Here is a 21,071-nt window from a genome sequence, read left to right on the forward strand (position 1 = left end):
ACTCCGTGGCGGGGCGGACGGCTCCGCCGGCAACGCGGGTGACTACGCGCCGGGCGTCACAGGTGCGTTGTCGGCCGCGGCGCCGTCGTGGCTTGTCACGCCCGCGCGGCGGAGCCGCTGATGCCGGCGTCCCGCGCCCCTGACGGGGCGCCGTCGTTGCTCAGCATGAGCAAGGCGACGTCATCGGCGGGGGCACCATCCGTGTGGTGCAGGAGTGCGGTGACGATGTCGCGCAGGACGGCCTCGGGTGAGCGCGGCTGTTCGCCCATGGCCTCGGCCAGTACCTCCGGCAGCGGAAAGAACCGGCCGCGGGCATCTCGGGCATCCTCCGCCCCGTCCGTGTGCAACAGGAGCGCCTCGCCCGGGAGCAGGTGCCGGCAGTCCACGGTCGGCAGTTCGGGAGGCAGTGGGAACAGGCCGAGCGGCGGGAGGGGGTCGGCGCGGGCCAGGGGTTCGATGTCCTTGTCCCGCAGTACGTACGGCCACGGATGGCCGCAGTTCAGCGCGCGCACCTCGCCGTCGGGGCGGATCTCCAGCAGCAGGACGGTGACGAACTCCTCGGCGTCCGGGCCGTCGGAGGACCGCGCGCGCAGATGACGGGCCAGGGCCCGCTCCAGTCGGCGCAGCACGCCGCCGAGGTCCGGCTCGTCGTACACCGCCTCCCGGAAACTGCCGAGGACGGCGGCGGCCGTGCCCACGGCGGCGAGCCCGTGCCCCCGCGCGTCGCCCATCACCACCCGTACGCCGTGCTCGGTGCCGACCGCCTCGTACAGGTCGCCGCCGATCGTGGCGCCGCGGTCGGCCGAGAGCTGTACGGCGGCCACGTCCAGGCCGCCGATGTGCGGGGGCAGCGGCCGCAGCAGCGCGCTCTGCGCCGCGCCCGCGACCCGGCGGACCTGACGCAGTTCCCGCAGCAGCGTCCGCCGGACGTGGAGCACCAGACCGGTGCCCACGGCGAAGAACACGGCGCCGGTGACGATGCGGGCTCCGAGCCCGTACTGCTGGGCGAGCGGACAGGCCAGCTTGAAGGTGAGCGCCGTGGCGCCCCAGGCCGTGGGCAGCCCCAGCGCGAACGCCCGGGACAGCGGACGCCGGCGCGGGCGGGCGGGCGGCCGGGAGTGCGTGCGGGGCCGCGTCCTGCGGGGGACCCCAGCCTTGATGCGGATCATGCCCATGGCCCCCCAGTCAGGCCCTGACAGAATCGGACCGGCCCCGAAAGGCCGGTCCGATTCTGTCGACGGCATGGCCCGGAAGGGCCAGTTCGCCCGGGATTGTCACCCGAATGAGTGAGAGTGACGGCGGCGCCCCGGAGGGCGTCGCGCGCCTAGCTCCGCAGCACCGCCCCCGTGCGCTCACCCGCGAGGGCAACCGCCGCGTCGCGGGCGGCCGACGCCTCGTCGACGGTCAGTGTCCGGTCGGCGGCGCGGAAGCGCAGCGCGTACGCCAGGGACTTGCGGCCCTCGCCGAGCTGCTCCGCGTTGTCGTAGACGTCGAACAGCCGGATCGACTCCAGCAGTTCGCCGGCGCCCTCGCGCAGCGCGGCCTCGACGTCCGCCGCGGGGACGAACGCGTCGACGACCAGGGCGACGTCCTGCGTGGCGACCGGGAAGGTGGAGATGCCCGGTGCCTGCGGGATGCCGTCGCCGGCCCGCTGCACGGTGTCCAGGTCCAGCTCCATCGCGCAGGTGCGCGCGGGCAGGCCGAGGGCCTTCAGGACGCGCGGGTGCAGCTCGCCGGCGTGGCCGACGATCCGGTCCTCGCCGTCGACGGTGACGACCAGCTCGGCGCAGCGGCCCGGGTGCCACGGCCCGTACTGGCCCTTGCGGACAGTCAGTTCGGCACCGGCCTCGCGGGCGACGGTCCGGGCGGCCTCGACCGCGTCGGCCCAGTCGGCCGGGCGGCCCTTGCCCCACCAGCCGGCCTGCTCGCGGGCTCCGGCCAGGACGACGGCGGCGTGCCGCGGCTGGTCGGGCAGCGCGGCGTTCAGCCCGGCCAGGTCCTCGTCGCCGGGGCGCCGGTCGACGGGCAGGTTGGCGGCGACCCGCTGCTCGTCGCGCGGGTGGAAGACCAGCCCGGTCTCGAACAGCGCCAGGTCGTGGCTGCCACGGCCGTCGTTGCGGCGCAGCGCGCCGAGCAGACCCGGCAGCAGCGAGGTGCGCAGCACCGGCTCCTCGTCGCTGAGCGGGTTGACCAGCCTGACGACACGGCGGGCCGGGTCGTCGGCGTCCAGGCCGAGCTGGTCGAAGACCTGCTCGCTGATGAACGGGTAGTTCAGCGCCTCGACGTAACCGGCCCCGGCCAGCGCCCGGCCGGCCCGGCGGTGCAGCCGCTGCCGGGAGGTCAGGCCGCGCCCGGCCGGCGGCCTCGGCAGGGTGGAGGGCAGGTTCTCGTAGCCCTCCAGGCGGATGACCTCTTCGGCGAGGTCGTTCGGGTCGGTGAGGTCGGGCCGCCAGGACGGCACGGTGACGATCAGCTCGTCCTGCCCGTACACGTCGCAGCCGACCTCCTGGAGGCGGCGGACGACGGTCTCACGGCCGTACGTCACGCCCGCGACCTTGTCCGGGTGGTCGGCCGGGACGGTGATGGTGCGCGGTGCGGACGGGGCGCTGATCTCGGTGACGCCGGCCTCGGCGGTACCGCCCGCGAGCAGCACGAGGAGGTCGACGGTGCGCTGGGCGGCGGCTGCCGCGGCCTGCGGGTCGACGCCGCGCTCGAAGCGCCGGGACGCCTCCGAGGACAGCTTGTGGCGGCGGGCGGTGCGCGCGATCGAGACCTGGTCGAAGTGGGCGGCCTCGATGACCACGTCGGACGTGGCGTTCTCCAGGTCGTCGTGGTCGGCGATCTCGGTGTTGGCGCCGCCCATGACACCGGCGAGGCCGATCGGGCCGCGGTCGTCGGTGATGACCAGGTCCTCGGCGTGCAGGGTGCGGGTGACGCCGTCGAGGGTGACGATCTTCTCGCCCTCCTCGGCCCGGCGCACGCCGATGGTGCCCTGGACGAGCCCGCGGTCGTAGGCGTGCAGCGGCTGGCCCAGCTCCATCATCACGTAGTTGGTGACGTCGACGGCGAGCGAGATCGGGCGCATGCCGACCTTCTGCAGCCGCCGCTGGAGCCAGATCGGGGAGCGGGCCTCGGGGCTCAGCCCGGTCACCGTGCGGGCGGTGAAGCGGTCGCAGCCGATGGGGTCGGCGATCTTCACCGGGTAGCCGAAGGCGTTCGGCCCCGGCACGTCGAGGAGTGCCGGGTCGCGCAGCGGCAGGCCGTAGGCGATGGCGGTCTCGCGGGCGACGCCGCGGATGGACAGGCAGTCGCCGCGGTTGGCGGTGACGGCGATGTCCAGGACCTCGTCGACCAGTTCCAGCAGCTCGATGGCGTCGCGGCCGACCTCGGTCTCCGGCGGCAGCACGATGATGCCGTGGGTGCCGTCGTCGCCCATGCCCAGCTCGTCGCTGGAGCAGATCATGCCGTGCGAGACCTTGCCGTAGGTCTTGCGCGCGGAGATCGAGAAGCCGCCCGGCAGGGTGGCGCCGGGGAGGACCACGACGACCTTGTCGCCGACGGCGAAGTTGCGGGCGCCGCAGACGATCTCCTGGGGCTCGCCGGTGCCGTTGGCCTGCCCGACGTCGACGGTGCAGAAGCGGATCGGCTTCTTGAAGCCCTCCAGCTCCTCGATGGTCAGCACCTGGCCGACGACCAGCGGGCCCTTGAGGTCGGCGCCGAGGTGCTCGACGGTCTCGACCTCCAGGCCGGCCGAAATCAGCTTGGCCTGCACGTCACGACCGGTCTCCGTGGCCGGCAGGTCGACGTACTCCCGCAGCCAAGAAAGCGGGACCCGCATCAGATCTCCATCCCGAACGGCCGGGTGAACCGGACGTCACCCTCGACCATGTCTCGCATGTCCTCGACGTTGTGGCGGAACATCAGCATCCGCTCGATGCCGAACCCGAAGGCGAAGCCGCTGTACTTCTCCGGGTCGACGCCGCAGGCGGTGAGCACCCGCGGGTTGACCATGCCGCAGCCGCCGAGCTCGATCCAGCCCTCGCTGGAGCAGGTGCGGCAGGGCCGGTCGGGGTTGCCGACGGACTCGCCCTTGCAGACGTAGCAGAGCATGTCCATCTCGGCGCTCGGCTCGGTGAAGGGGAAGAAGTTCGGCCGCAGCCGGGTCTTCATGCCCTCGCCGAACAGCGACTGGACCATGTGGTCCAGGGTGCCCTTGAGGTCCGCCATGGTCAGGCCCTCGTCGACGGCGAGCAGCTCGACCTGGTGGAAGACGGGGGTGTGCGTGGCGTCCAGCTCGTCGGTGCGGTACACGCGGCCGGGGCAGATCACGTAGACCGGCAGCTCGCGGTCCAGCAGGGAGCGGATCTGCACGGGCGAGGTGTGCGTGCGCAGCACGACGCCGGACTCGGAGCCGCCGCCGGGGCCCTGGACGAAGAACGTGTCGGCCTCGCCGCGGGCGGGGTGGTCCGGGCCGATGTTCAGGGCGTCGAAGTTGAACCACTCGGCCTCGGCCTCGGGGCCCTCGGCGACCTCGTAGCCCATGGCCACGAAGATGTCCTCGATGCGCTCCGACAGCGTGGTCAGCGGGTGGCGGGCGCCGGCCGGCACGCGGTCGTAGGGCAGCGTGACGTCCACGGCCTCCTCGACCAGCACGCGGGCGTCGCGCTCGGCCTCCAGCTCGGCCTGGCGGGCGGCGAGGGCCTTGTTCACGGCGCCGCGGGCCTGGCCGACGCGCTTGCCGGCCTCGGCCTTGGCGTGCGGGGGCAGGGCGCCGATCTCGCGGTTGGCCAGCGCCAGCGGGGAGGTGCCGCCGGTGTGGGCGACCTTGGCCTCCTGGAGCGCGTCGAGGGAGTCCGCGGCGGCGAAGGCGGCGAGCGCCTCGTCCCGCATGCGCTCGATCTCTTCCGGTTTCAACGCCTCGACCTCGACAGGGTCGTACGACTTATTGGGTGCCGACATCTCTTCCCGTGCTTCCGATTGCTGGCTGATGGTCCCCGTCACCGACTCCGTGCCGACTCGGCGGGCCGTGTGCAGGACACAAAGGTGCCAAAGGCCGAGTCTAACGGGGTGAGGATGTGCGAATGAGCCCGCGGGCCTCAGGCCAGGTAGGCCGGAGCGCTCACGGGCAACGTAAATCGGAACTCCGCGCCACCACCGGGGGCGCGTCCGACGGTGATGCTGCCGCCGTGGGCCTCGACGATGCCTTTGACGATGTACAGCCCAAGTCCCGTGCCGCCGCGCTTGCTGCCCCGCCAGAAGCGGGTGAAGACGCGGTTCATGGACTCCTCCGGGATGCCGGGCCCCTCGTCGCTCACCGTGACCGACGTGCCGACGTCCTCTCCCTCGCGGGGCGACGCCGTGGCCGTGATGTCGATGGTGACGGTTCCCTCGCCGTGGCGCACGGCATTTTCGATGAGGTTGCTGAGCACCTGGTCGATCTTGTCGGGGTCGGCCCACAGGTCGGGCAGTGGCTGGGCGAGGCGGAGCAGGAAGCGGTCGGCGCGCTGTCCGGCGGCGACGTACGCCTGGATGTGGCGGCCGACGGCGGCGCCGATGTCGACGGGCTGGCGGCGGACCTCCAGCCGGCCGGAGTCGATGCGGGAGATGTCGAGCAGTTCGGCGATGAGCCGGGTGACGCGGTCGGCGTCGGCGTCGACGGTCTCCAGCATCAGCCGCTTCTGGTCGTCGGTGAACCGCTCCCACTTGGCGAGCAGCGTGGCCGTGAAGCCCTTGACGGAGGTCAGCGGCGAGCGCAGTTCGTGGGCGACGGTGGCGATCAGTTCCGCGTGGCCGCGCTCGGTGCGGCGGCGGGCCTCGGTGTCGCGCAGGGTGACGACGACACGGCGGACGGGGCCGGCCGGTTCGTCACGGACGTAGCGGGCGGCGACGAGGACTTCGCGTCCGCCGGGCAGGAGCAGGTTCCGCTCGGGCTGGCGCACCCGGATGGCGAGGCCGCCGTAGGGGTCGGTCAGCTGCCACCAGCGCCGGCCCTCCAGGTCTTCTAAGGGGAGGGCCTTCTCCAGGCGCTGGCCGAGGGCGTCGGCGGCGGGGACGGCCGTGATGCGCGCGGCGGCGGCGTTGAAGCAGACGACGTGTCCGTGCTCGTCGGCGACGACGAGGCCGTCGGGCAGCTCGTCGGGGTCGATGCCGAGGCCGGCGGGGTCACCGGGCGGGCGCGGCGCGGGAGGGCACCCCGTCCGGCGTGCTCCCGGTGCGCTGCTCGTGCCGACGCTCATCCCCGTACCCCACCTCTCGGACTTCCTTTGGGGTCCCCGAGCTGGTCACCCTACTAGTTCCCGGTGACGGAGCGGCACCCTCCGGCGGCGCGCTGTGCACGCGCCGACGCGTAGAGACATACGGCGGCGGCGGTGGCGAGGTTCAGGCTCTCGGCCTTGCCGTGGATGGGGACGCGGACGACGGCGTCGGCGAGGGCGCGGGTCTCCTCCGGGAGCCCCCAGGCCTCGTTGCCGAACACCCAGGCGGTCGGTCCCCCCATGGTGCCGTGGTCCAGTTCGGCGTCGAGGTCGTCCTCGCCCGCTCCGTCGGCGGCCAGGACCCGCACGCCGGTGTCCCGCAGCCCGGCCACGGCCCGCTCGACGGGGACGCCGACGGCGACGGGCAGGTGGAACAGGGAGCCGACGGAGGCGCGTACGGCCTTGGGGTTGTACAGGTCGACGGAGGCGTCGGTGAGGACGACGGCCTCGGCGCCGGCGGCGTCGGCGCAGCGCAGCACGGTGCCGGCGTTGCCCGGGTCGCGGACGTGGGCGAGGACGGCGACGAGCCGGGGGCGGGCGGCGAGGATCTCGTCGAAGGGGGTGTCGAGGAAACGGCAGATCCCGACCAGCCCCTGGGGGGTGACGGTGGTGGAGATGTCCTCGATGACCTGGTCGGCGGCGAGGTGGACGCGGGCCCCGGCGGTACGGGCCTCGCCGATGATGTCGGCGTAGCGCTCGGCGGCCTCGACGGTGGCGAACAGCTCGACGAGGGTGGACGTGCCGTCGGCCCGGTGCGTCGCCGCCTCCCGCACGGCCTGCGGCCCCTCGGCCAGGAACAGCCGCTCCTTGCTCCGGAAGTTCCGCTTGGCGAGCCGTCGCGCGGCGACCACGCGGGGCGAGCGGGGGGAGATGAGCTCGGGGGCGGCGGGGGGCATGGGGTTCACCTTCGCTAGCAGCTTGCGCACTGATGTCGCGTACACGTGTGCACTGCGCACATACGACGGACCCGCAGGAAGAACCTACGGGTCCGTTCGGTCACGTCGGCCGGCTCAGGGCCGGCGCGGCGTCACGCGGCCTTGGGCGCGTTCACGTCCGCCGGCAGAGCCTTCTGAGCGACCTCGACGAGTGCGGCGAACGCACCGGCGTCGTTGACGGCCAGCTCGGCCAGGATCTTGCGGTCCACCTCGACGTTGGCGGCCTTCAGACCCTGGATGAAGCGGTTGTAGGTGATGCCGTTGGCGCGGGCAGCGGCGTTGATGCGCTGGATCCACAGCTGACGGAAGTCGCCCTTGCGCTTCTTGCGGTCGTTGTAGTTGTAGACCAGCGAGTGGGTGACCTGCTCCTTGGCCTTGCGGTACAGGCGCGAACGCTGACCGCGGTAGCCGGAGGCCTGCTCGAGGATCGCCCGGCGCTTCTTGTGGGCGTTGACTGCCCGCTTGACGCGTGCCACTTCTTAACTCCTTGTAGCGGGGCCGCGGTGGTCCTCACGCGGCCCGGTATCGAATGGGTCCCGGTCCTGACGTACGGCGCTCAGTGTGGGCGCCGGAGCGTCACTTGCCGAGAAGCTTCTTGATCTTCTTGGCGTCGCCCGGGGCCATCTCGGCGTTGCCGGTGAGGCGACGCGTCAGACGGGACGACTTGTGCTCGAGCAGGTGGCGCTTGCCGGCGCGCTCACGGAGCACCTTGCCGGAGCCGGTGACCTTGAAGCGCTTGCTGGCACCGCTGTGCGACTTGTTCTTCGGCATAGCGCCGTTCTCTCCTCGTCGGTGGCGCTCCGGTGCCCGGTCGCGAGAACCGGGCACGGTGGAGCGTCGCTCTTGTATCGGTTACATCCTGGGACTGTCGTCCCGGGGATCACGCCTCGGCAGGCTCCTCGGCGGGGGCCTCGGCATCGGCGGGGTTCTGCGAGCGACCGGGGTTGGCCTTCGCGGACGCCTTGCGGGCCTCCTGCGCCTGGCGAGCCTCGGCCATCGCCTCGGTCTTCTTCTTGTGCGGACCGAGGACCATGATCATGTTCCGGCCGTCCTGCTTCGGGTTCGACTCGACGAAACCGAGGTCCTGGACGTCCTCCGCGAGACGCTGCAGCAGTCGGTAGCCCAGCTCGGGCCGGGACTGCTCGCGACCACGGAACATGATCGTGATCTTGACCTTGTCGCCCTGCTTGAGGAACCGGACGACGTGACCCTTCTTGGTGTCATAGTCGTGCGGGTCGATCTTCGGCCGGAGCTTCATCTCCTTGATGACCGTGTGCGCCTGGTTCTTGCGCGCCTCACGGGCCTTCATGGCCGACTCGTACTTGAACTTCCCGTAGTCCATGAGCTTGCACACGGGCGGACGGGCGTTCGCCGCGACCTCGACGAGGTCGAGGTCGTACTCCTGCGCAAGCTCCAGGGCCTTGGCAAGCGGGACAATCCCGACCTGCTCGCCGCTGGGACCGACAAGTCGCACCTCGGGAACGCGAATCCGGTCGTTGATGCGGGGCTCGGCGCTGATGGATCCTCCTCGGTAGCACCACGCGACGGTCTGGCGGACAGCCGCGTAACGTCTGTGTTCGTTAGACCTAACCGCGCCGAGACAGAAAAAATGCCCCGGACGATCACAGGCGGGGCTCCTGGAACTGCTACCGGAGCACCGCCGCGGGGACCGCGGGGCGCGATTTCGGGCCGTCGCCGACGCTGGGACGGGACCGCCTGACCGGTGACCCGCCGTCCCGGGGGACGGCCAGGTGGGAGTTCGGAGCCTCCACTTGTGGGTCGGGCCCGCCGCCGTGAGGCATACGCGTGTCCGACCGGTCGTTACACAAGGCTAGCAGCTCGGCCGGGGAACGGCTAACCGAGACTGAGTGGGGCCGCGGCTCACGCTGCGCCTATCGTGTGCGGCATGAGTGAGACCCCTCCTGAGACGCCCGACTTCGACGCCATGACCCGCGACATCGCCGAGGTACCGGCGGTCGAGGTGATCGTGACGGTCGCCGTCAACCTGATGAGCGCCGCCGCCGTGAAGCTCGGTCTGACCGAGGAGGGCGAGGCGCACAAGGACCTGGACGAGGCCCGCAAGCTGGTGCACGCGCTGGCCGGTCTGCTGGACGCGAGCGCGACCGAGATCAGCTCCTTCCACGCGGCGCCGCTGCGGGACGGCCTGAAGTCGCTGCAGCTGGCGTTCCGCGAGGCGTCGCTCGTCCCGGACGAGCCGGGCCAGGGACCGGGCGAGAAGTACACCGGCCCCGTCTACGGCTAGACCGCCGCCTATCGCTTGACGTACAGGGGCTCGCCCGGAGGCGTCGTCCCGGCCGGCAGCAGCGCCAGGTCGAGGCCGCGCACCAGGCGGGCCCTCAGCGTCTCGTCGGCGGCCAGCCGCCCGGCGACGGCACGGGCGGCCTCGGCCGGGGCCGCGGCCGGGTCGAGGACGAGGGCCAGCGTGCCGTCGGCCTGACCGGGCCCGAGGTGGGCGCGGAGCACGGCGGGCTCGGCGGCCACGGCGGCGCGTACGGCGTCGACGACGGCCGGGTCGGCGAGGGGATCGGCCGTCGTACGGCCCTCGGCCAGCGCCAGCAGCGCCGCGCCGGTCAGCTCGAACGGCACCGGTCCGGCCATGTCCAGGACGACCGTGTCCGCCTTCTCGTGCGCGGCCGCCTGCAGCGCCTGGTGCAGGGGGACGGCCACGGGGCGGGCCTCGGGGTCCCAGCGGGCGAGCGAGTCGGTGGAGGTGAAGGCGGGCAGCGCGGTGCGATCGCCGGCCTTCAGGGTCGGCACCGCCATGTCGCTGGTCTTCTCGCGGCGCAGTCCGTTCTCGTCCTCCTCGACCTCGCCGAGCACGGCCACGACGGGGACGAGCAGCCGGGCGCCCTTGAGCGCCCGGAGCACCGGTTCCACGGCGGTGCGGTCCTCGGCCCAGGCGGCGAGCGCCGCGCTCAGAGCGGGATCGGCGGAGCCGTCGTCGTCGGAGAAGCCGGGGTCGGGAATGTTCTTGTTCGCCACGGCCTCGACCCTATCGGGGGGCGGGCCGGGCTCCGCACCGGCCTCTCGTGCGGCCCGGGGGCCGGGTGCGACGGGTGGTCAGAAGTCGTCGTGGCGTTCGCGGCGGCCCCGCCACAGCACGACGGCCGCGACCATCAGGACGCCGCCCGCGCTGCCCGCGAGCGGGGCCGCCCACGCCGAGGTGCCGTCGTCGCCGGCGTCGGTGTCGGGTCCGGGGCCGAAGTACTTCTCGCCGTGCGCCGCCGGTTCCAGGCCCTCCGGCTTCAGACGGCCGGCCGCCTCGATGGCCGCCGCGGGGTCGACGAAACCGAAGCCGCGGGAGTCGTCGCGTCCGCCGTCGGGGGCGTTGCGGGCGGTGTCCTCCAGGAGCCTCTTGACCTGGGCCGGGGTGAGGCCGGGGTGGGCCGCCTTGACGAGGGCGGCGGCGCCGGAGACGAATGCGGCGGCGGCACTGGTGCCCCAGCCCTCGTAGTACCGGTGGTCGGGGTCGGCGATGATCACGTCGACGCCGGGCGCGCTGACCGTGGCGTACCAGCGTCGGGTGGAGAAGGAGGCGCGGGTGCCATAGCGGTCGACGGCGGTCGCGGCGATCACGCCCGGGTAGGCGGCCGGGTAGGAGATGTGGTCGCCCTTCTCGCCGCCGTTGCCCGCGGAGGCGACGACGACCACGCCCTTCTTCAGGGCGTACTGGATGGCGGCGTCCTCGGTGGGTTCGGGGTGGGCGGAGGCCGAGTCGTCGCCGAGGGAGAGGTTGATGACGTCGGCCCCGTGGTCGGCGGCCCAGCGGATGCCCTCGGCGAGGGCGTTGCCGCGGGTCTCGCGGGCCTTGGCGCGGGAGGGGTCACCGTCCTCCAGGATCACCCGGACGGGGAGGATCTTCGCCTCGGGGGCGATGCCCATGACGCCGTCGCCGGCGCCGGGGCCGTGGCCGTGACCGGCGATGATCCCGGCCATGGCGGTGCCGTGCCGGGCCCAGGCCCGGTCGCCCTCGCTCGCTCCGAACCCGACCAGGTCCTTGCCGGTGAGGACGTTGCCGGCGAGGTCGGGGTGGTCGGCCTCGACGCCGGTGTCCAGGACGGCGACGGTGACGCCCGCGCCCTTGGTGGTGCGCCATGCCTCCTGGGTGTGCATGGCGTCCAGGGCCCACTGCTTGGCGCGTATGCCGTCGGCGTGCGCGGTGGCGGACGGTACGAGGACGAGGGCTGCGGCGAGGAGGAGGCTCAGGGCTCCGGTGCGGCGGGTCCGGGCGGCTTTCACGACGGCCGCTCCGTGGCCGGGCCGGCGTTCTTGCGCAGGGCGCGTGCGACGCGGTCGGCGAGGCCCCGCGCCTCGTGGCCGAGGCCGGCCTGGGCGGGGGCCGTCGTGGCGTCGGGCTCCGTGGCCTCCTCGGCGGACTGCGGCTCGTCGACGGTGCGGCCGTCGGCCCAGCCGGACACGGCGTAGACGACGACGGGGGCGTCGGTGAGGACCGACACCGTCCACGAGGCACGCTGCCGCGCGCCGAAGCCGGCGGCGGCGGTGTCCTCGGCGGCGTACGGCAGCGGCATGAGGTCGGTGCGGCGGCCGAGGCCCTCCTTCTCGAACCGGTCGGCCAGCGAGGTCATGGCGGCGGCGTCGGCCTTGGCGAAGAGCAGGCCGACGGTGGTGACGTGGCTCTGGGTGGCGTCGGTGTAGGTGGCGCGCAGCAGGCGGCGGCAGCCGACCGGGGCGAGGGCCTTGCGCAGCAGCGGGTCGAAGGCGTTCTCGCAGTTGCTGTCCGGGGCGACGGCGATCCGGACCCAGGTGCGGTCGGCGCCGCCGGGTCCGGCGCCCTGTCCCTGCACGGTGGGCGGGAACAGCCGGTCGACCGGCACGCTGTGCCACAGGTCCCCGGCCGCGGTGTACGCGCTGCGCGCGTCGCCGTCCTCGGAGTCCCCGGCGAGCCAGCTCCCGGTGACGGCGCCGGTGACGAGGCCGGCGCCGAGCACGAGGCAGACGGCCGCCGCGAGGGTGTGGGTGCGCAGCCGTCCGCCGAGCGGGCGCGGGCGGGCGTGCCGGTCGTATCCCTCGGGCTCCCCGAGCGACACGAAGGGCCGCGCGGCGCCGAGCGTGCCGCCGGGGGCCGTCGGGGCGCTCCAGGACAGAGCCGGGTCGGGGGCGGCGGACGCGGCCGCCGGGGTGTCCGCGGGGTCGGGTGCGGGGCCGGCCGGGACCGGGCGCAGGCGGGTGGTGGTCTCCGACGGGGTCTCCGCGGGAGCGGCGGCGTCACGGCTCCCCGCCACCGGCGCCGCACCCCTGCCGCCCGGCACCCGGGGCCCCACGGACGGCGGCGCGTCCGGGAAGCGGGCGGAGGCACGCGGCGGCGGGGGCGTGGACCCGGCGGACCGGGGACGCGGGTGAGGGGCCCGGGTGGCCGGGGATCCGGACGAGGAACCGGCAGAGGGCCGGGCCGGGGGGACGGGCCCGCGGGTCCCGGGGTCCCCGCTCGGCGCCGACGGACCGGCGTCCTCGGCCTGGCCCGTGGATGCCTGCCCCCCTCGCGGGCCCCCAGAGCGCGGCAGAGGCGCCGGGGCCGCTGCCCCGTCCCGGGAAGCGCCGCCCGGGCGGGGCTGCGTGGCGGGACGCGGAGGGACGGACGCGCGGCGCGCGGGGTCCGCGCTCGGCGCCGACGGGACGGCGTCCTGGCCGTTGTCCGTGGACGTCTGCCCCTCTCGGGAGCCACCAGGGCATGGCAGAGGCTCCCGGACCGCTGCCCCGTCACCGTCCCGGGAAGCGCCCGGGACGGGCGGCATGGCAGGACGCGGAGGGACGGACGCGCGGCGCGCGGGGTTCGCGCTCGGTGCCGACGGAACGGCGTGCTGGGCGTGGTTCGTGGGTGCCTGCCCCTCTCGGGGGCCAGCGGGGCTCGGCAGGGGCGCCGCTCCGTCCCGGGACACGGCCGGGCGGGGCGGGGGATCGGTGTGCGGGGGTGGGGACGAGGGGCGCGGAGGGAAGGACGCGCGGCGCGCTTCCGTGCTCATGCACCCCCCGTTTCCTCGTACCCGGGCCGTTCCTTGGACGCGGGCCGGTGTTCTCCTGCCCGGGCCCGGCGCGGACTGGCCGTCCCCGGGCACGCATACCCGCGCGGACGGACCGCCATCCCGGCGCGGGCCCCCTGGGCCCTGCCCGCCGGGCCGTGCCGCCGTGCGTGCGCGTCACTCTACGGCGTGCCCCCGCCCGGAGGGGAACCAGTCCACGCGCCCGGGGCATTGGCCCGGAACGTCCCCCTACCCTGCGGTAATCCCGTCTGGCAGGCTTCGTTCATGACTGCGCGCGCCGCCGACCGGGCCCGTTACGACCGGGCCACCGCCCATCTGGACGCCCCCGTGGCGATCGTGGACCTGGAGGCGTTCGACGCCAACGCCGAGGACCTGGTCCGCCGGGCCGGCGGGAAGCCGGTCCGGGTCGCGAGCAAGTCCGTGCGCTGCCGTGCCCTGCTGGAACGGGTCCTGGCCCGGGAGGGTTTCGCCGGTGTCATGTCGTTCACCCTGGCCGAGTCGCTGTGGCTGGCGCGCTCCGGTTTCGAGGACGTGCTGCTCGCCTATCCGTCGGCGGACCGCGCCGGGTACGCGGAGCTGACGGCCGACCCGAAGCTCGCCGCGGCCGTGACCGTGATGATCGACGACCCGGCGCAGCTCCGGCTCATCGACGAGGCACGGGACGGCGGTCGCGAAGTGGTCAGGGTCTGCCTGGAGTTGGACACCTCCCTCCGGCTGCTCGGCGGCCGCGTGCGTGTCGGGGCCCGCCGCTCGCCGCTGCACTCCCCCGCCGAGGTCGCCGACCTGGCCCGCGCGGTGGCCCGGCGGCCGGGGTTCGAGGTCGTGGGGCTCATGGCGTACGAGGGGCATGTCGCCGGCGTCGGGGACGCGGTGGCGGGCCGGCCGGTGCGGTCGCGGGCGATCCGGCTGATGCAGGCCGCCGCCCGCCGTGAACTGGCCGAGCGGCGCGCGGCGGTGGTGCGGGCGGTGCGGGCCGTGGTGCCGGGCCTGGAGTTCGTCAACGGCGGCGGCACGGGCAGTGTGCAGCACACCGCCGCGGAGGACGCGGTCACGGAGATCGCCGCCGGTTCCGGCCTGTACGTGCCGCGGCTGTTCGACAACTACACGTCGTTCCGGGGCCGTCCGGCGGCGCTGTTCGCGCAGCCCGTCGTGCGGCGGCCCGGGGTGGGGGCCGTGACGGTCCTCGGCGGGGGCTACCCGGCCTCCGGTGCGGCCGGGGCCGACCGGCTGCCGGTGCCGTACCTCCCGGAGGGGCTGCGCTACGACCCCCAGGAGGGCGCCGGGGAGGTGCAGACGCCGCTGCTCGGCTCACCCGCCGACGACCTGCTGATCGGCGACAAGGTGTGGTTCCGGCACGCCAAGGCCGGTGAGCTGTGCGAGCGGTTCGACGCGCTGCACCTGGTGGAGGGGGACACGGTGACGGCGACGGTGCCGACGTACCGCGGCGAGGGCCGCACCTTCCTCTAGCCGCCCGACGCCGCTCACCGCGTCGGGCCGATGCTGCTGCCCACGCCGCCGCCCGTGGCCGCGTCGCCGGCCGGCCGGATGCCCTTGGTGATCCTGTCCATGTCGGCGAGCGGCGGTCCGTCCTCGCCCGCGTCGAAGACGTAGCGGACGAGGATCGGGGACTCGGTGCCGACGGTGGACGGGAACACCATCGACTGCACGTAGCCGCCGGGCCCCTTGGCGGTGTGCACGCGCCAGCGCACGAAGTACCCGGCGCGTCCGGCGACCGCGACCGGTCCGGAGCCCACGGTCTCGTGGGACTCGATGCCGCCGAAGGGCTTGCTGCCGACCTGGTCCCGGTCGTAGGCGTCGTCGGCCGCGTCCTCGATGTCCTGTTGGGCGAGGGCCTTCGGGGACGTCTCGGCGTTGGCCGTGACCGTGCGGGAGATGACGAGGCCGTGCCGGCACACGCCGCCGTCGCCGGGGCACTCGTACGTCCCGTCCGTGGTCATCATGACGTCGTCCTCGGTGACGTACTCGGGCCTGACCCAGCCGTCCGGCAGCGGGAAGGTGATGCCGTTGAGCTGGTCCTCGACGACGGCCGGGTCGTCGGCGGAGGGCTGGGAGGCGGTCGGCGAGGGGGTGGGTTCCCCGCTCGTCGGCGCCGGGGCACTGGAGGTCACCGGGGCCGGCGGGGTCTGCGGGGTCTGCGCCTCCGGGCCGCCGCTGTCGTCGCCGAGGACGACCACGCCGGTGACGATCGCCGCGACCAGGACGGCCGCGGCGGTGGTGAGGGCGATGGCCTTCCCGCGGCCGGTGCCGCCGGCCGGCTGCCCCTGCCCCGGGCCGCCGCCCGTGTACAGCGGCACGGTCGGCCGTGAGAGCTGCGCGGGCTCCGGCACCGGCGGTACCGGGGCCTCGGGTGCGCGCCGGTGCTCGGTCCAGGCCGTGCCGTCCCACCAGCGCTCCTGGTGCGGGGCCGACGGGTCGCGGTACCAGCCGGGCGGTGGCGTCATGCTCATGCGGGCACTGTAGGACGCCGTCTACAGGGGTGTGACGTACGCCCCGGAAATCCCGCCGTCCACCAGGAAGTCGGTGGCGTTGACGAAGGAGGAGTCGTCGCTGGCCAGGAAGGCGACGGCGGCGGCGATCTCCTCGGCCTCGGCGAACCGGCCGACCGGAATGTGCACCAGGCGGCGGGCGGCACGCTCCGGGTCCTTGGCGAACAGCTCCTGCAGGAGCGGAGTGTTGACCGGCCCGGGGCACAGGGCGTTGACGCGGATGCCCTCCCGGGCGAACTGCACGCCGAGTTCCCGGGACATGGCGAGGACGCCGCCCTTGGAGGCCGTGTACGAGATCTGCGAGGTGGCCGCCCCCATACGGGCCACGAAGGACGCCGTGTTGATGATCGAGCCCTTGCCCTGGCGCCGCATGTAGGGGATGGCGGCCTTGCAGCACAGGTAGACGGAGGTGAGGTTGACCTCCTGGACGCGCTTCCACGCCTCCAGGCCGGTCTCCAGGATGGAGTCGTCGTCGGGCGGGGAGATGCCGGCGTTGTTGAAGGCGACGTCGACGCTGCCGTAGGTGTCGTACGCCGTCCGGAACAGCGCCTCGACCTGCTCGGGGTCGGTGACGTCGGCGTTCACGAACGTGCCGCCGACCTCCTCGGCCGCCGCCTTGCCGCGTGTCTCGTCGACGTCGGCGCAGACGACGCTCGCGCCCTCGGAGGCGAGCCGGCGGGCGGCGGCGAGGCCGATGCCGCTGCCCGCTCCGGTGACGACGGCGGTACGGCCGACCAGCCTGCGGCAAACGATGTCCTCGGTCACTGTGCGGAGCCCTCCGTGCTGGTGAAGACGTTGCTGATGAAGACGTTCTTGGTCTCGGTGAAGGCGGCCAGCGCGTCCGGGCCGAGTTCACGCCCGATGCCGGACTGCTTGAACCCGCCGAACGGGGTCCAGTAGCGGACGCTGGAATGGGAGTTGACGGACAGGTTCCCGGCGCGGACGGCGCTCGACACGCGCAGGGCACGGCCCACGTCCCGGGTCCAGACGGAGCCGGACAGGCCGTAGTCGGTGGCGTTGGCGAGGCGGATCGCGTCGGCCTCGTCCTCGAAGGGCAGGACGACGGCGACGGGTCCGAAGACCTCCTCGACGGCCACGCGCGCGTGCGGGTCGACACCGGTGAGGACGGTGGGCGGGTACCAGAAGCCGGGGCCCTCGGGGGCCTTGCCGCGGATCCCGTCGGCTTCCGCGGGGACGTAGGAGCGGACGCGCTCCAGCTGGCTCCGGGAGATCAGCGGGCCCATCTGGGTGCGCTCGTCGGCGGGGTCGCCGACGAGCACGGATTCGACGGCGGGGGCGAGGAGGTCCAGGAAGCGGTCGTGGACGCCGCGCTGGACGAGGATGCGGGTGCGGGCGCAGCAGTCCTGGCCGGAGTTGTCGAGGAAGGACATCGGGGCGGCGGCCGCGGCGGCATCCAGGTCGGCGTCGGCGAAGACGATGTTGGGGCTCTTGCCGCCGAGTTCGAGGGTGACGGGCTTGAGGAGTGCCGCCCCCTCGGCGGCCACCCGCCGGCCCACGGCGCCCGACCCGGTGAACACGATCTTGGCGACGCCCGGGTGCCGGACGAGAGCGTCGCCCGTGACCGGGCCGTGTCCGGGCAGCACCTGGAACAGTCCCTCCGGCAGTCCGGCCTCCAGGGCGAGTTCGGCCAGGCGCAGGGCGGTCAGCGGGGTCGTCTCGGCGGGCTTGAGGAGCACCGCGTTGCCGGCCGCGAGTGCGGGGGCGGTGCCCCAGGCCGCGATGGGCATGGGGAAGTTCCAGGGTGCGATGACACCGACGACGCCGAGCGGTTCGAGGATCGTGACGTCGAGGCCGCCGGCGACCGGGATCTGCCGTCCGGTGAGCCGTTCCACTCCCCCGGCGGCGTAGTCGAGCAGGTCCCGGACGTTGCCCGCCTCCCAGCGGGCGTTGCCGATGGTGTGCCCGGCCTCGCGGACCTCCAGCCGGGCCAGTTCCTCCAGGTGCCCGTCGACGACGGCGGCGAAGCGGCGCAGGAGCCGGGCCCGGTCGCCGGGCGGGAGCGCGGCCCATGCCGTCTGCGCCCGCGCGGCCCGTACGACGGCGGCGTCGACGTCGGCGGCGGAGGCGGCGGGGACGGTGGCGACGACCTCCTCGGTGGCGGGGTTCAGGACACACAGCTCGGGCGACTCGTGGGACAAGGTGGCCTCACATGCGTTCGAAGGAGCGGCGCAGCTCCCAGTCGGTGACGGCGGCGTCGAAGGCGTCCAGTTCGACGCGGGCCATGTTCAGGTAGTGGGCGACGACCTCGTCGCCGAAGGCGGCCTTGGCGATCGTGCTGTTCTCCCAGAGCTCGGCGGCCTCGCGCAGGGTGGTGGGTACGTGCTCGAAGCCGGCGGTGTAGGCGTTGCCGGGGCAGGGCTCGGGCAGTTCCAGTCGCTGTTCGACGCCGTACAGACCGGCCGCCACCATGCCCGCCACCGCGAGGTGGGGGTTGACGTCGCCGCCGGGGAGCCGGTTCTCGAAGCGCAGGGAGCGGCCGTGGCCGACCACGCGCAGGGCGCAGGTGCGGTTGTCGTAGCCCCAGGCGACGGCGGTCGGGGCGAAGGAGCCGGGCTGGAACCGCTTGTAGGAGTTGATGTTGGGGGCGTAGAGCAGGGAGAAGTCCCGCAGCGCGGCGAGCTGCCCGGCGAGGAAGTGCCGCATGAGCGGGGACATGCCGCCCGGGTCGTCCGGGGAGCCCGCCATGGCGTTGGTGCCGCTGTCGTCGGCGAGCGAGAGGTGGATGTGGCAGGAGTTGCCCTCGCGCTCGTTGTACTTGGCCATGAAGGTGAGCGACATGCCCTCCTGGGCGGCGATCTCCTTGGCGCCGGTCTTGTAGATCGCGTGCTGGTCGCAGGTGACCAGGGCCTCGTCGTAGCGGAAGGCGATCTCGTGCTGGCCGGGGTTGCACTCGCCCTTCGCGGACTCGACGGTGAGGCCGGCGCCGGCCATCTCGTTGCGGATGCGGCGCAGCAGGGGCTCGATGCGGCCCGTGCCGAGCACCGAGTAGTCGATGTTGTACTGGTTGGCCGGGGTCAGCCCGCGGTAGTTCGCGTCCCAGGCCTGTTCGTAGGTGTCCCGGAAGACGATGAACTCCAGCTCGGTGCCGACCTGCGCGGTGTGGCCGTGGCCGGCGAGGCGCCGGAGCTGGCGGCGCAGTATCTGGCGGGGTGCGGCGACGACCGGGGAGCCGTCGTTCCAGGCGAGGTCGGCGAGGACCATCGCGGTGCCCTCGTTCCAGGGGACGCGGCGCAGGGTGCTCGGGTCGGGGTGCATGGCGAAGTCGCCGTAGCCGCGGTCCCAGGAGGACATGGCGTACCCGTCGACGGTGTTCATGTCGGCGTCGACGGCCAGGAGGTAGTTGCAGCCCTCGGTGCCGTGGTGGAGCACCTCGTCGAGGAAGAAGCGCGCGGCGAACCGCTTGCCCTGGAGGCGCCCCTGCATGTCGGGGAAGGCCAGGACGACGGTGTCGATCTCGCCGCCGGCGACGAGGGCGTGCAGTTCCTCGACGCCGAGCGGGGGTGTGCGGTCTGCCACGGGAGAGCCTCCTCGGTGCTGCTGCGGGCTTCGACGACCGGCCCCGGCGGTCATAAGGTATTGCTGGAGACCATTGGTTGGGAAGGGGGGCGCGACCACATGCCGGAGGAAACCGGCGGCATTCCGCGGGACGCCGGCGGGGCGGTGTCGGACCGGCTCGCGACGGTGCTGCGGCCCGTGCGGGCGGGCAACGGCTTCGAGGAGGCGCTGGAGCAGGTCCTTCAGGTCCTGCGGCTGGGTCTGGTGCCGGAGGGCGAGCGGCTGCCGGCCGAGCGGGAGCTGGCGGAGCGGCTGGGGATCAGCCGGGTGACGCTGCGCGAGGTGCTGAAGGTGCTCCAGGACCAGGGGCTGGTCCAGGCCCGGCGCGGGCGGTACGGCGGAACGTTCGTGCTGCCGCGGGCCGACGCGGGCGGCGAGGACGAGCTGCGCCGCCGGGTCGCGGGGGTCGACGTGGAGGACGTGCTGCGCTTCCGGGAGGTGCTGGAGGTGGGCGCGGCCGGTCTGTGCGCCGCGCACGGGCTGCCGGACGAGGGGGCGCGGCGGCTGCGCCGGGCGCTGGCCCGCACCCACGACGCGCCCCTGGCCGACTACCGCCGCCGGGACACCCTGCTGCACCTCACCCTCGCGGAGCTGTGCGGCTCGCCGACGCTGACCGCACAGTACGCGGCGGTACGGGCGACGGTGAACGACCTCCTGGACTGCATACCGCTGCTGGTCCGCAACCTGGAACACTCGCAGCGCCAGCACACCGCGCTGGTCGAGGCGGTGCTCGACGGGGACGCGGACGGGGCGCGCGAGATCACGCGGGAGCACTGCGCGGGGACGGCGGCACTGCTGCGCGGATTTCTGACCTGAGCGGCCGCCGGTCTTGCCGTGCCTGGGCACCCTCGGCAAAGGTATGGGGCGAGTCCATTGCGGGAGGTCGGATGGCGGGCAGGCCGCTGATCGGCGTGAGCACGTATCTGGAGTCGGGGGCGCGCTGGGGGGTGTGGGAGCTGGAGGCGGCGTTGCTGCCGGCCGGGTATCCGCGGCTGGTGCAGCGGGCCGGCGGGCTGGCCGCGATGCTGCCGCCGGACGTGCCGGAGCACGCCGCCGCGGCGGTGGCCCGGCTGGACGGACTGGTGATCGCGGGCGGCCCGGACGTGGAGCCGGTCCGCTACGGCGCCGCGCCCGACCCGCGCACCGGACCGCCCGCCCGGGCCCGGGACGCCTGGGAGCTGGCGCTGATCGAGGCCGCACTGGCGGCACGCGTCCCGCTGCTGGGCATCTGCCGGGGCATGCAGCTGCTGAACGTCGCCCTGGGCGGCACGCTGGTCCAGCACGTCGACGGTCACGCGGAGGTGGTGGGCGTGTTCGGCGGCCATCCGGTCGTGCCGGTCCCGGGGACGCTGTACGCCGGTGTCGTCCCGGAGGAGACGTCCGTGCCGACGTACCACCACCAGGCGGTGGACCGGCTCGGCGCGGGCCTGATCGCGTCGGCGCACGCGGCGGACGGAACCGTGGAGGCGCTGGAACTGCCGTCCGCCGGCGCGTGGGTGCTCGGCGTGCAGTGGCATCCGGAGATGGGCGAGGACGTGAGGGTGATGCGGGCACTGGTGGACGCGGCCTCGGCTCCCCCTGAGCGAGTACGCCGCTCGTCCCCGGCCCCCGGCGGCCCGGACGCACACCCCGCCTAGCCGGCCCGGTACCCCCACCACGGGCCCGGGCCGCACACGTCTCACGGGCACGACCCCGACCACCGGCCCCCGCCGCCCGCTCCCCGCACCCACCGGCACCACCGACCCATCCGCCTCGGCCCTGCCCGCCGCGCACAGCGAG

Annotated in this window: 19 protein-coding genes; 4 read left to right on the forward strand and 15 right to left on the reverse strand. The window is 74.0% G+C overall.

From position 1 onward, the window contains the following. Positions 1–95: 95 nt before the first annotated feature. The 8 genes from H0H10_RS33290 to infC all read right to left on the reverse strand — a co-directional run bounded on the left by H0H10_RS33290 (position 96) and on the right by infC (position 8,708). Entirely contained in the window at positions 96–1,169 is a 1,074-nt protein-coding gene (locus H0H10_RS33290; RefSeq protein WP_188184906.1) for a PP2C family protein-serine/threonine phosphatase, read from the reverse strand. Positions 1,170–1,324: 155 nt separating this feature from the next. Continuing rightward, complete coding sequence (pheT, locus tag H0H10_RS33295) at positions 1,325–3,838, reverse strand: phenylalanine--tRNA ligase subunit beta (protein ID WP_188184907.1); 2,514 nt, start codon at positions 3,836–3,838, stop codon at positions 1,325–1,327. Then, positions 3,838–4,959 (reverse strand): phenylalanine--tRNA ligase subunit alpha, encoded by a 1,122-nt coding sequence (gene pheS, locus H0H10_RS33300; protein ID WP_188184908.1) that lies wholly within the window; start codon positions 4,957–4,959, stop codon positions 3,838–3,840. Before pheS ends, pheT begins: the two co-directional genes overlap by 1 nt. A 137-nt stretch (positions 4,960–5,096) precedes the next feature. Next, a complete protein-coding gene (locus H0H10_RS33305) occupies positions 5,097–6,236 on the reverse strand; it encodes a sensor histidine kinase (protein WP_188184909.1) in 1,140 nt (379 codons plus the stop codon). A gap of 53 nt (positions 6,237–6,289) precedes the next feature. Continuing rightward, positions 6,290–7,150, reverse strand: a complete 861-nt coding sequence (locus H0H10_RS33310; protein ID WP_188184910.1) for a TrmH family RNA methyltransferase — start codon at positions 7,148–7,150, stop codon at positions 6,290–6,292. A 131-nt stretch (positions 7,151–7,281) separates the two neighbouring features. Next, the gene (gene rplT, locus H0H10_RS33315) at positions 7,282–7,665 is read right to left on the reverse strand and encodes a 50S ribosomal protein L20 (RefSeq protein ID WP_055492778.1); all 384 of its coding nucleotides are present in this window, start codon (positions 7,663–7,665) and stop codon (positions 7,282–7,284) included. A gap of 100 nt (positions 7,666–7,765) precedes the next feature. Continuing rightward, positions 7,766–7,960, reverse strand: coding sequence for a 50S ribosomal protein L35 (rpmI, locus tag H0H10_RS33320; RefSeq protein WP_007829094.1), 195 nt, complete (start codon positions 7,958–7,960; stop codon positions 7,766–7,768). Between the two features lie 109 nt (positions 7,961–8,069). Then, a complete protein-coding gene (infC, locus tag H0H10_RS33325; RefSeq protein ID WP_141309452.1) occupies positions 8,070–8,708 on the reverse strand; it encodes a translation initiation factor IF-3 in 639 nt (212 codons plus the stop codon). Positions 8,709–9,095: 387 nt separating this feature from the next. Between infC and H0H10_RS33330 the strand changes: the two genes are divergently transcribed. Then, positions 9,096–9,452 carry a DUF1844 domain-containing protein gene (locus tag H0H10_RS33330; protein WP_188184911.1) on the forward strand — a complete coding sequence of 119 codons (357 nt, stop codon included), beginning with the start codon at positions 9,096–9,098 and terminating at the stop codon, positions 9,450–9,452. Between the two features lie 8 nt (positions 9,453–9,460). Here the strand turns inward: H0H10_RS33330 and H0H10_RS33335 are convergent, their stop codons facing one another. The 3 genes from H0H10_RS33335 to H0H10_RS33345 form a co-directional block, all read right to left on the reverse strand. Then, on the reverse strand, positions 9,461–10,192 hold the full coding sequence (locus H0H10_RS33335; protein WP_188184912.1) for an SseB family protein: 732 nt from the start codon (positions 10,190–10,192) through the stop codon (positions 9,461–9,463). Positions 10,193–10,270: 78 nt separating this feature from the next. Next, positions 10,271–11,449 (reverse strand): type VII secretion-associated serine protease mycosin, encoded by a 1,179-nt coding sequence (mycP, locus tag H0H10_RS33340; protein WP_188184913.1) that lies wholly within the window; start codon positions 11,447–11,449, stop codon positions 10,271–10,273. Next, positions 11,446–12,453, reverse strand: a complete 1,008-nt coding sequence (locus H0H10_RS33345; RefSeq protein WP_309141947.1) for a hypothetical protein — start codon at positions 12,451–12,453, stop codon at positions 11,446–11,448. The genes mycP and H0H10_RS33345 overlap by 4 nt, the downstream gene beginning before the upstream one ends. Before the next feature lie 1,020 nt (positions 12,454–13,473). On the opposite strand from H0H10_RS33345, the gene H0H10_RS33350 reads away from it, so the two are divergent. Continuing rightward, positions 13,474–14,676 (forward strand): amino acid deaminase/aldolase, encoded by a 1,203-nt coding sequence (locus H0H10_RS33350; RefSeq protein ID WP_188184914.1) that lies wholly within the window; start codon positions 13,474–13,476, stop codon positions 14,674–14,676. A 14-nt stretch (positions 14,677–14,690) separates the two neighbouring features. Here H0H10_RS33350 and H0H10_RS33355 read toward each other — a convergent pair whose 3' ends face one another. Genes H0H10_RS33355 through H0H10_RS33370 form a run of 4 tightly spaced genes read right to left on the reverse strand, consistent with a single transcriptional unit; the run spans position 14,691 to position 19,253 of the window. Then, the gene (locus tag H0H10_RS33355) at positions 14,691–15,671 is read right to left on the reverse strand and encodes a DUF2510 domain-containing protein (protein ID WP_188184949.1); all 981 of its coding nucleotides are present in this window, start codon (positions 15,669–15,671) and stop codon (positions 14,691–14,693) included. Between the two features lie 27 nt (positions 15,672–15,698). Beyond that, on the reverse strand, positions 15,699–16,481 hold the full coding sequence (locus H0H10_RS33360) for a 3-oxoacyl-ACP reductase (protein WP_188184915.1): 783 nt from the start codon (positions 16,479–16,481) through the stop codon (positions 15,699–15,701). Beyond that, entirely contained in the window at positions 16,478–17,875 is a 1,398-nt protein-coding gene (locus H0H10_RS33365; protein WP_188184916.1) for an aldehyde dehydrogenase family protein, read from the reverse strand. The genes H0H10_RS33360 and H0H10_RS33365 overlap by 4 nt, the downstream gene beginning before the upstream one ends. A 7-nt stretch (positions 17,876–17,882) precedes the next feature. Next, the gene (locus tag H0H10_RS33370; RefSeq protein ID WP_188184917.1) at positions 17,883–19,253 is read right to left on the reverse strand and encodes a glutamine synthetase family protein; all 1,371 of its coding nucleotides are present in this window, start codon (positions 19,251–19,253) and stop codon (positions 17,883–17,885) included. A gap of 99 nt (positions 19,254–19,352) precedes the next feature. Here H0H10_RS33370 and H0H10_RS33375 point away from each other — a divergent pair, with 99 nt between their 5' ends. Next, positions 19,353–20,108, forward strand: a complete 756-nt coding sequence (locus H0H10_RS33375) for a FadR/GntR family transcriptional regulator (protein ID WP_188184918.1) — start codon at positions 19,353–19,355, stop codon at positions 20,106–20,108. 71 nt (positions 20,109–20,179) lie between these two features. Beyond that, positions 20,180–20,929 carry a gamma-glutamyl-gamma-aminobutyrate hydrolase family protein gene (locus H0H10_RS33380; protein ID WP_188184919.1) on the forward strand — a complete coding sequence of 250 codons (750 nt, stop codon included), beginning with the start codon at positions 20,180–20,182 and terminating at the stop codon, positions 20,927–20,929. Positions 20,930–21,071 lie beyond the last annotated feature (142 nt).

Source organism: Streptomyces griseicoloratus (genome assembly GCF_014534645.1).
In the GTDB taxonomy this organism is placed as follows: domain Bacteria; phylum Actinomycetota; class Actinomycetes; order Streptomycetales; family Streptomycetaceae; genus Streptomyces; species Streptomyces griseicoloratus.

Bases quoted from the DNA above. Each gene is read 5' to 3' on its own strand.
- rpmI (WP_007829094.1), bottom strand. From the start codon at position 7,960: ATGCCGAAGAACAAGTCGCACAGCGGTGCCAGCAAGCGCTTCAAGGTC.
- H0H10_RS33305 (WP_188184909.1), bottom strand. From the start codon at position 6,236: ATGAGCGTCGGCACGAGCAGCGCACCGGGAGCACGCCGGACGGGGTGC.
- H0H10_RS33330 (WP_188184911.1), top strand. From the start codon at position 9,096: ATGAGTGAGACCCCTCCTGAGACGCCCGACTTCGACGCCATGACCCGC.
- H0H10_RS33310 (WP_188184910.1), bottom strand. From the start codon at position 7,150: ATGCCCCCCGCCGCCCCCGAGCTCATCTCCCCCCGCTCGCCCCGCGTG.
- H0H10_RS33350 (WP_188184914.1), top strand. From the start codon at position 13,474: ATGACTGCGCGCGCCGCCGACCGGGCCCGTTACGACCGGGCCACCGCC.
- H0H10_RS33355 (WP_188184949.1), bottom strand. From the start codon at position 15,671: ATGACGCCACCGCCCGGCTGGTACCGCGACCCGTCGGCCCCGCACCAG.
- H0H10_RS33380 (WP_188184919.1), top strand. From the start codon at position 20,180: ATGGCGGGCAGGCCGCTGATCGGCGTGAGCACGTATCTGGAGTCGGGG.
- H0H10_RS33290 (WP_188184906.1), bottom strand. From the start codon at position 1,169: ATGATCCGCATCAAGGCTGGGGTCCCCCGCAGGACGCGGCCCCGCACG.
- pheS (WP_188184908.1), bottom strand. From the start codon at position 4,959: ATGTCGGCACCCAATAAGTCGTACGACCCTGTCGAGGTCGAGGCGTTG.
- H0H10_RS33375 (WP_188184918.1), top strand. From the start codon at position 19,353: ATGCCGGAGGAAACCGGCGGCATTCCGCGGGACGCCGGCGGGGCGGTG.
- pheT (WP_188184907.1), bottom strand. From the start codon at position 3,838: ATGCGGGTCCCGCTTTCTTGGCTGCGGGAGTACGTCGACCTGCCGGCC.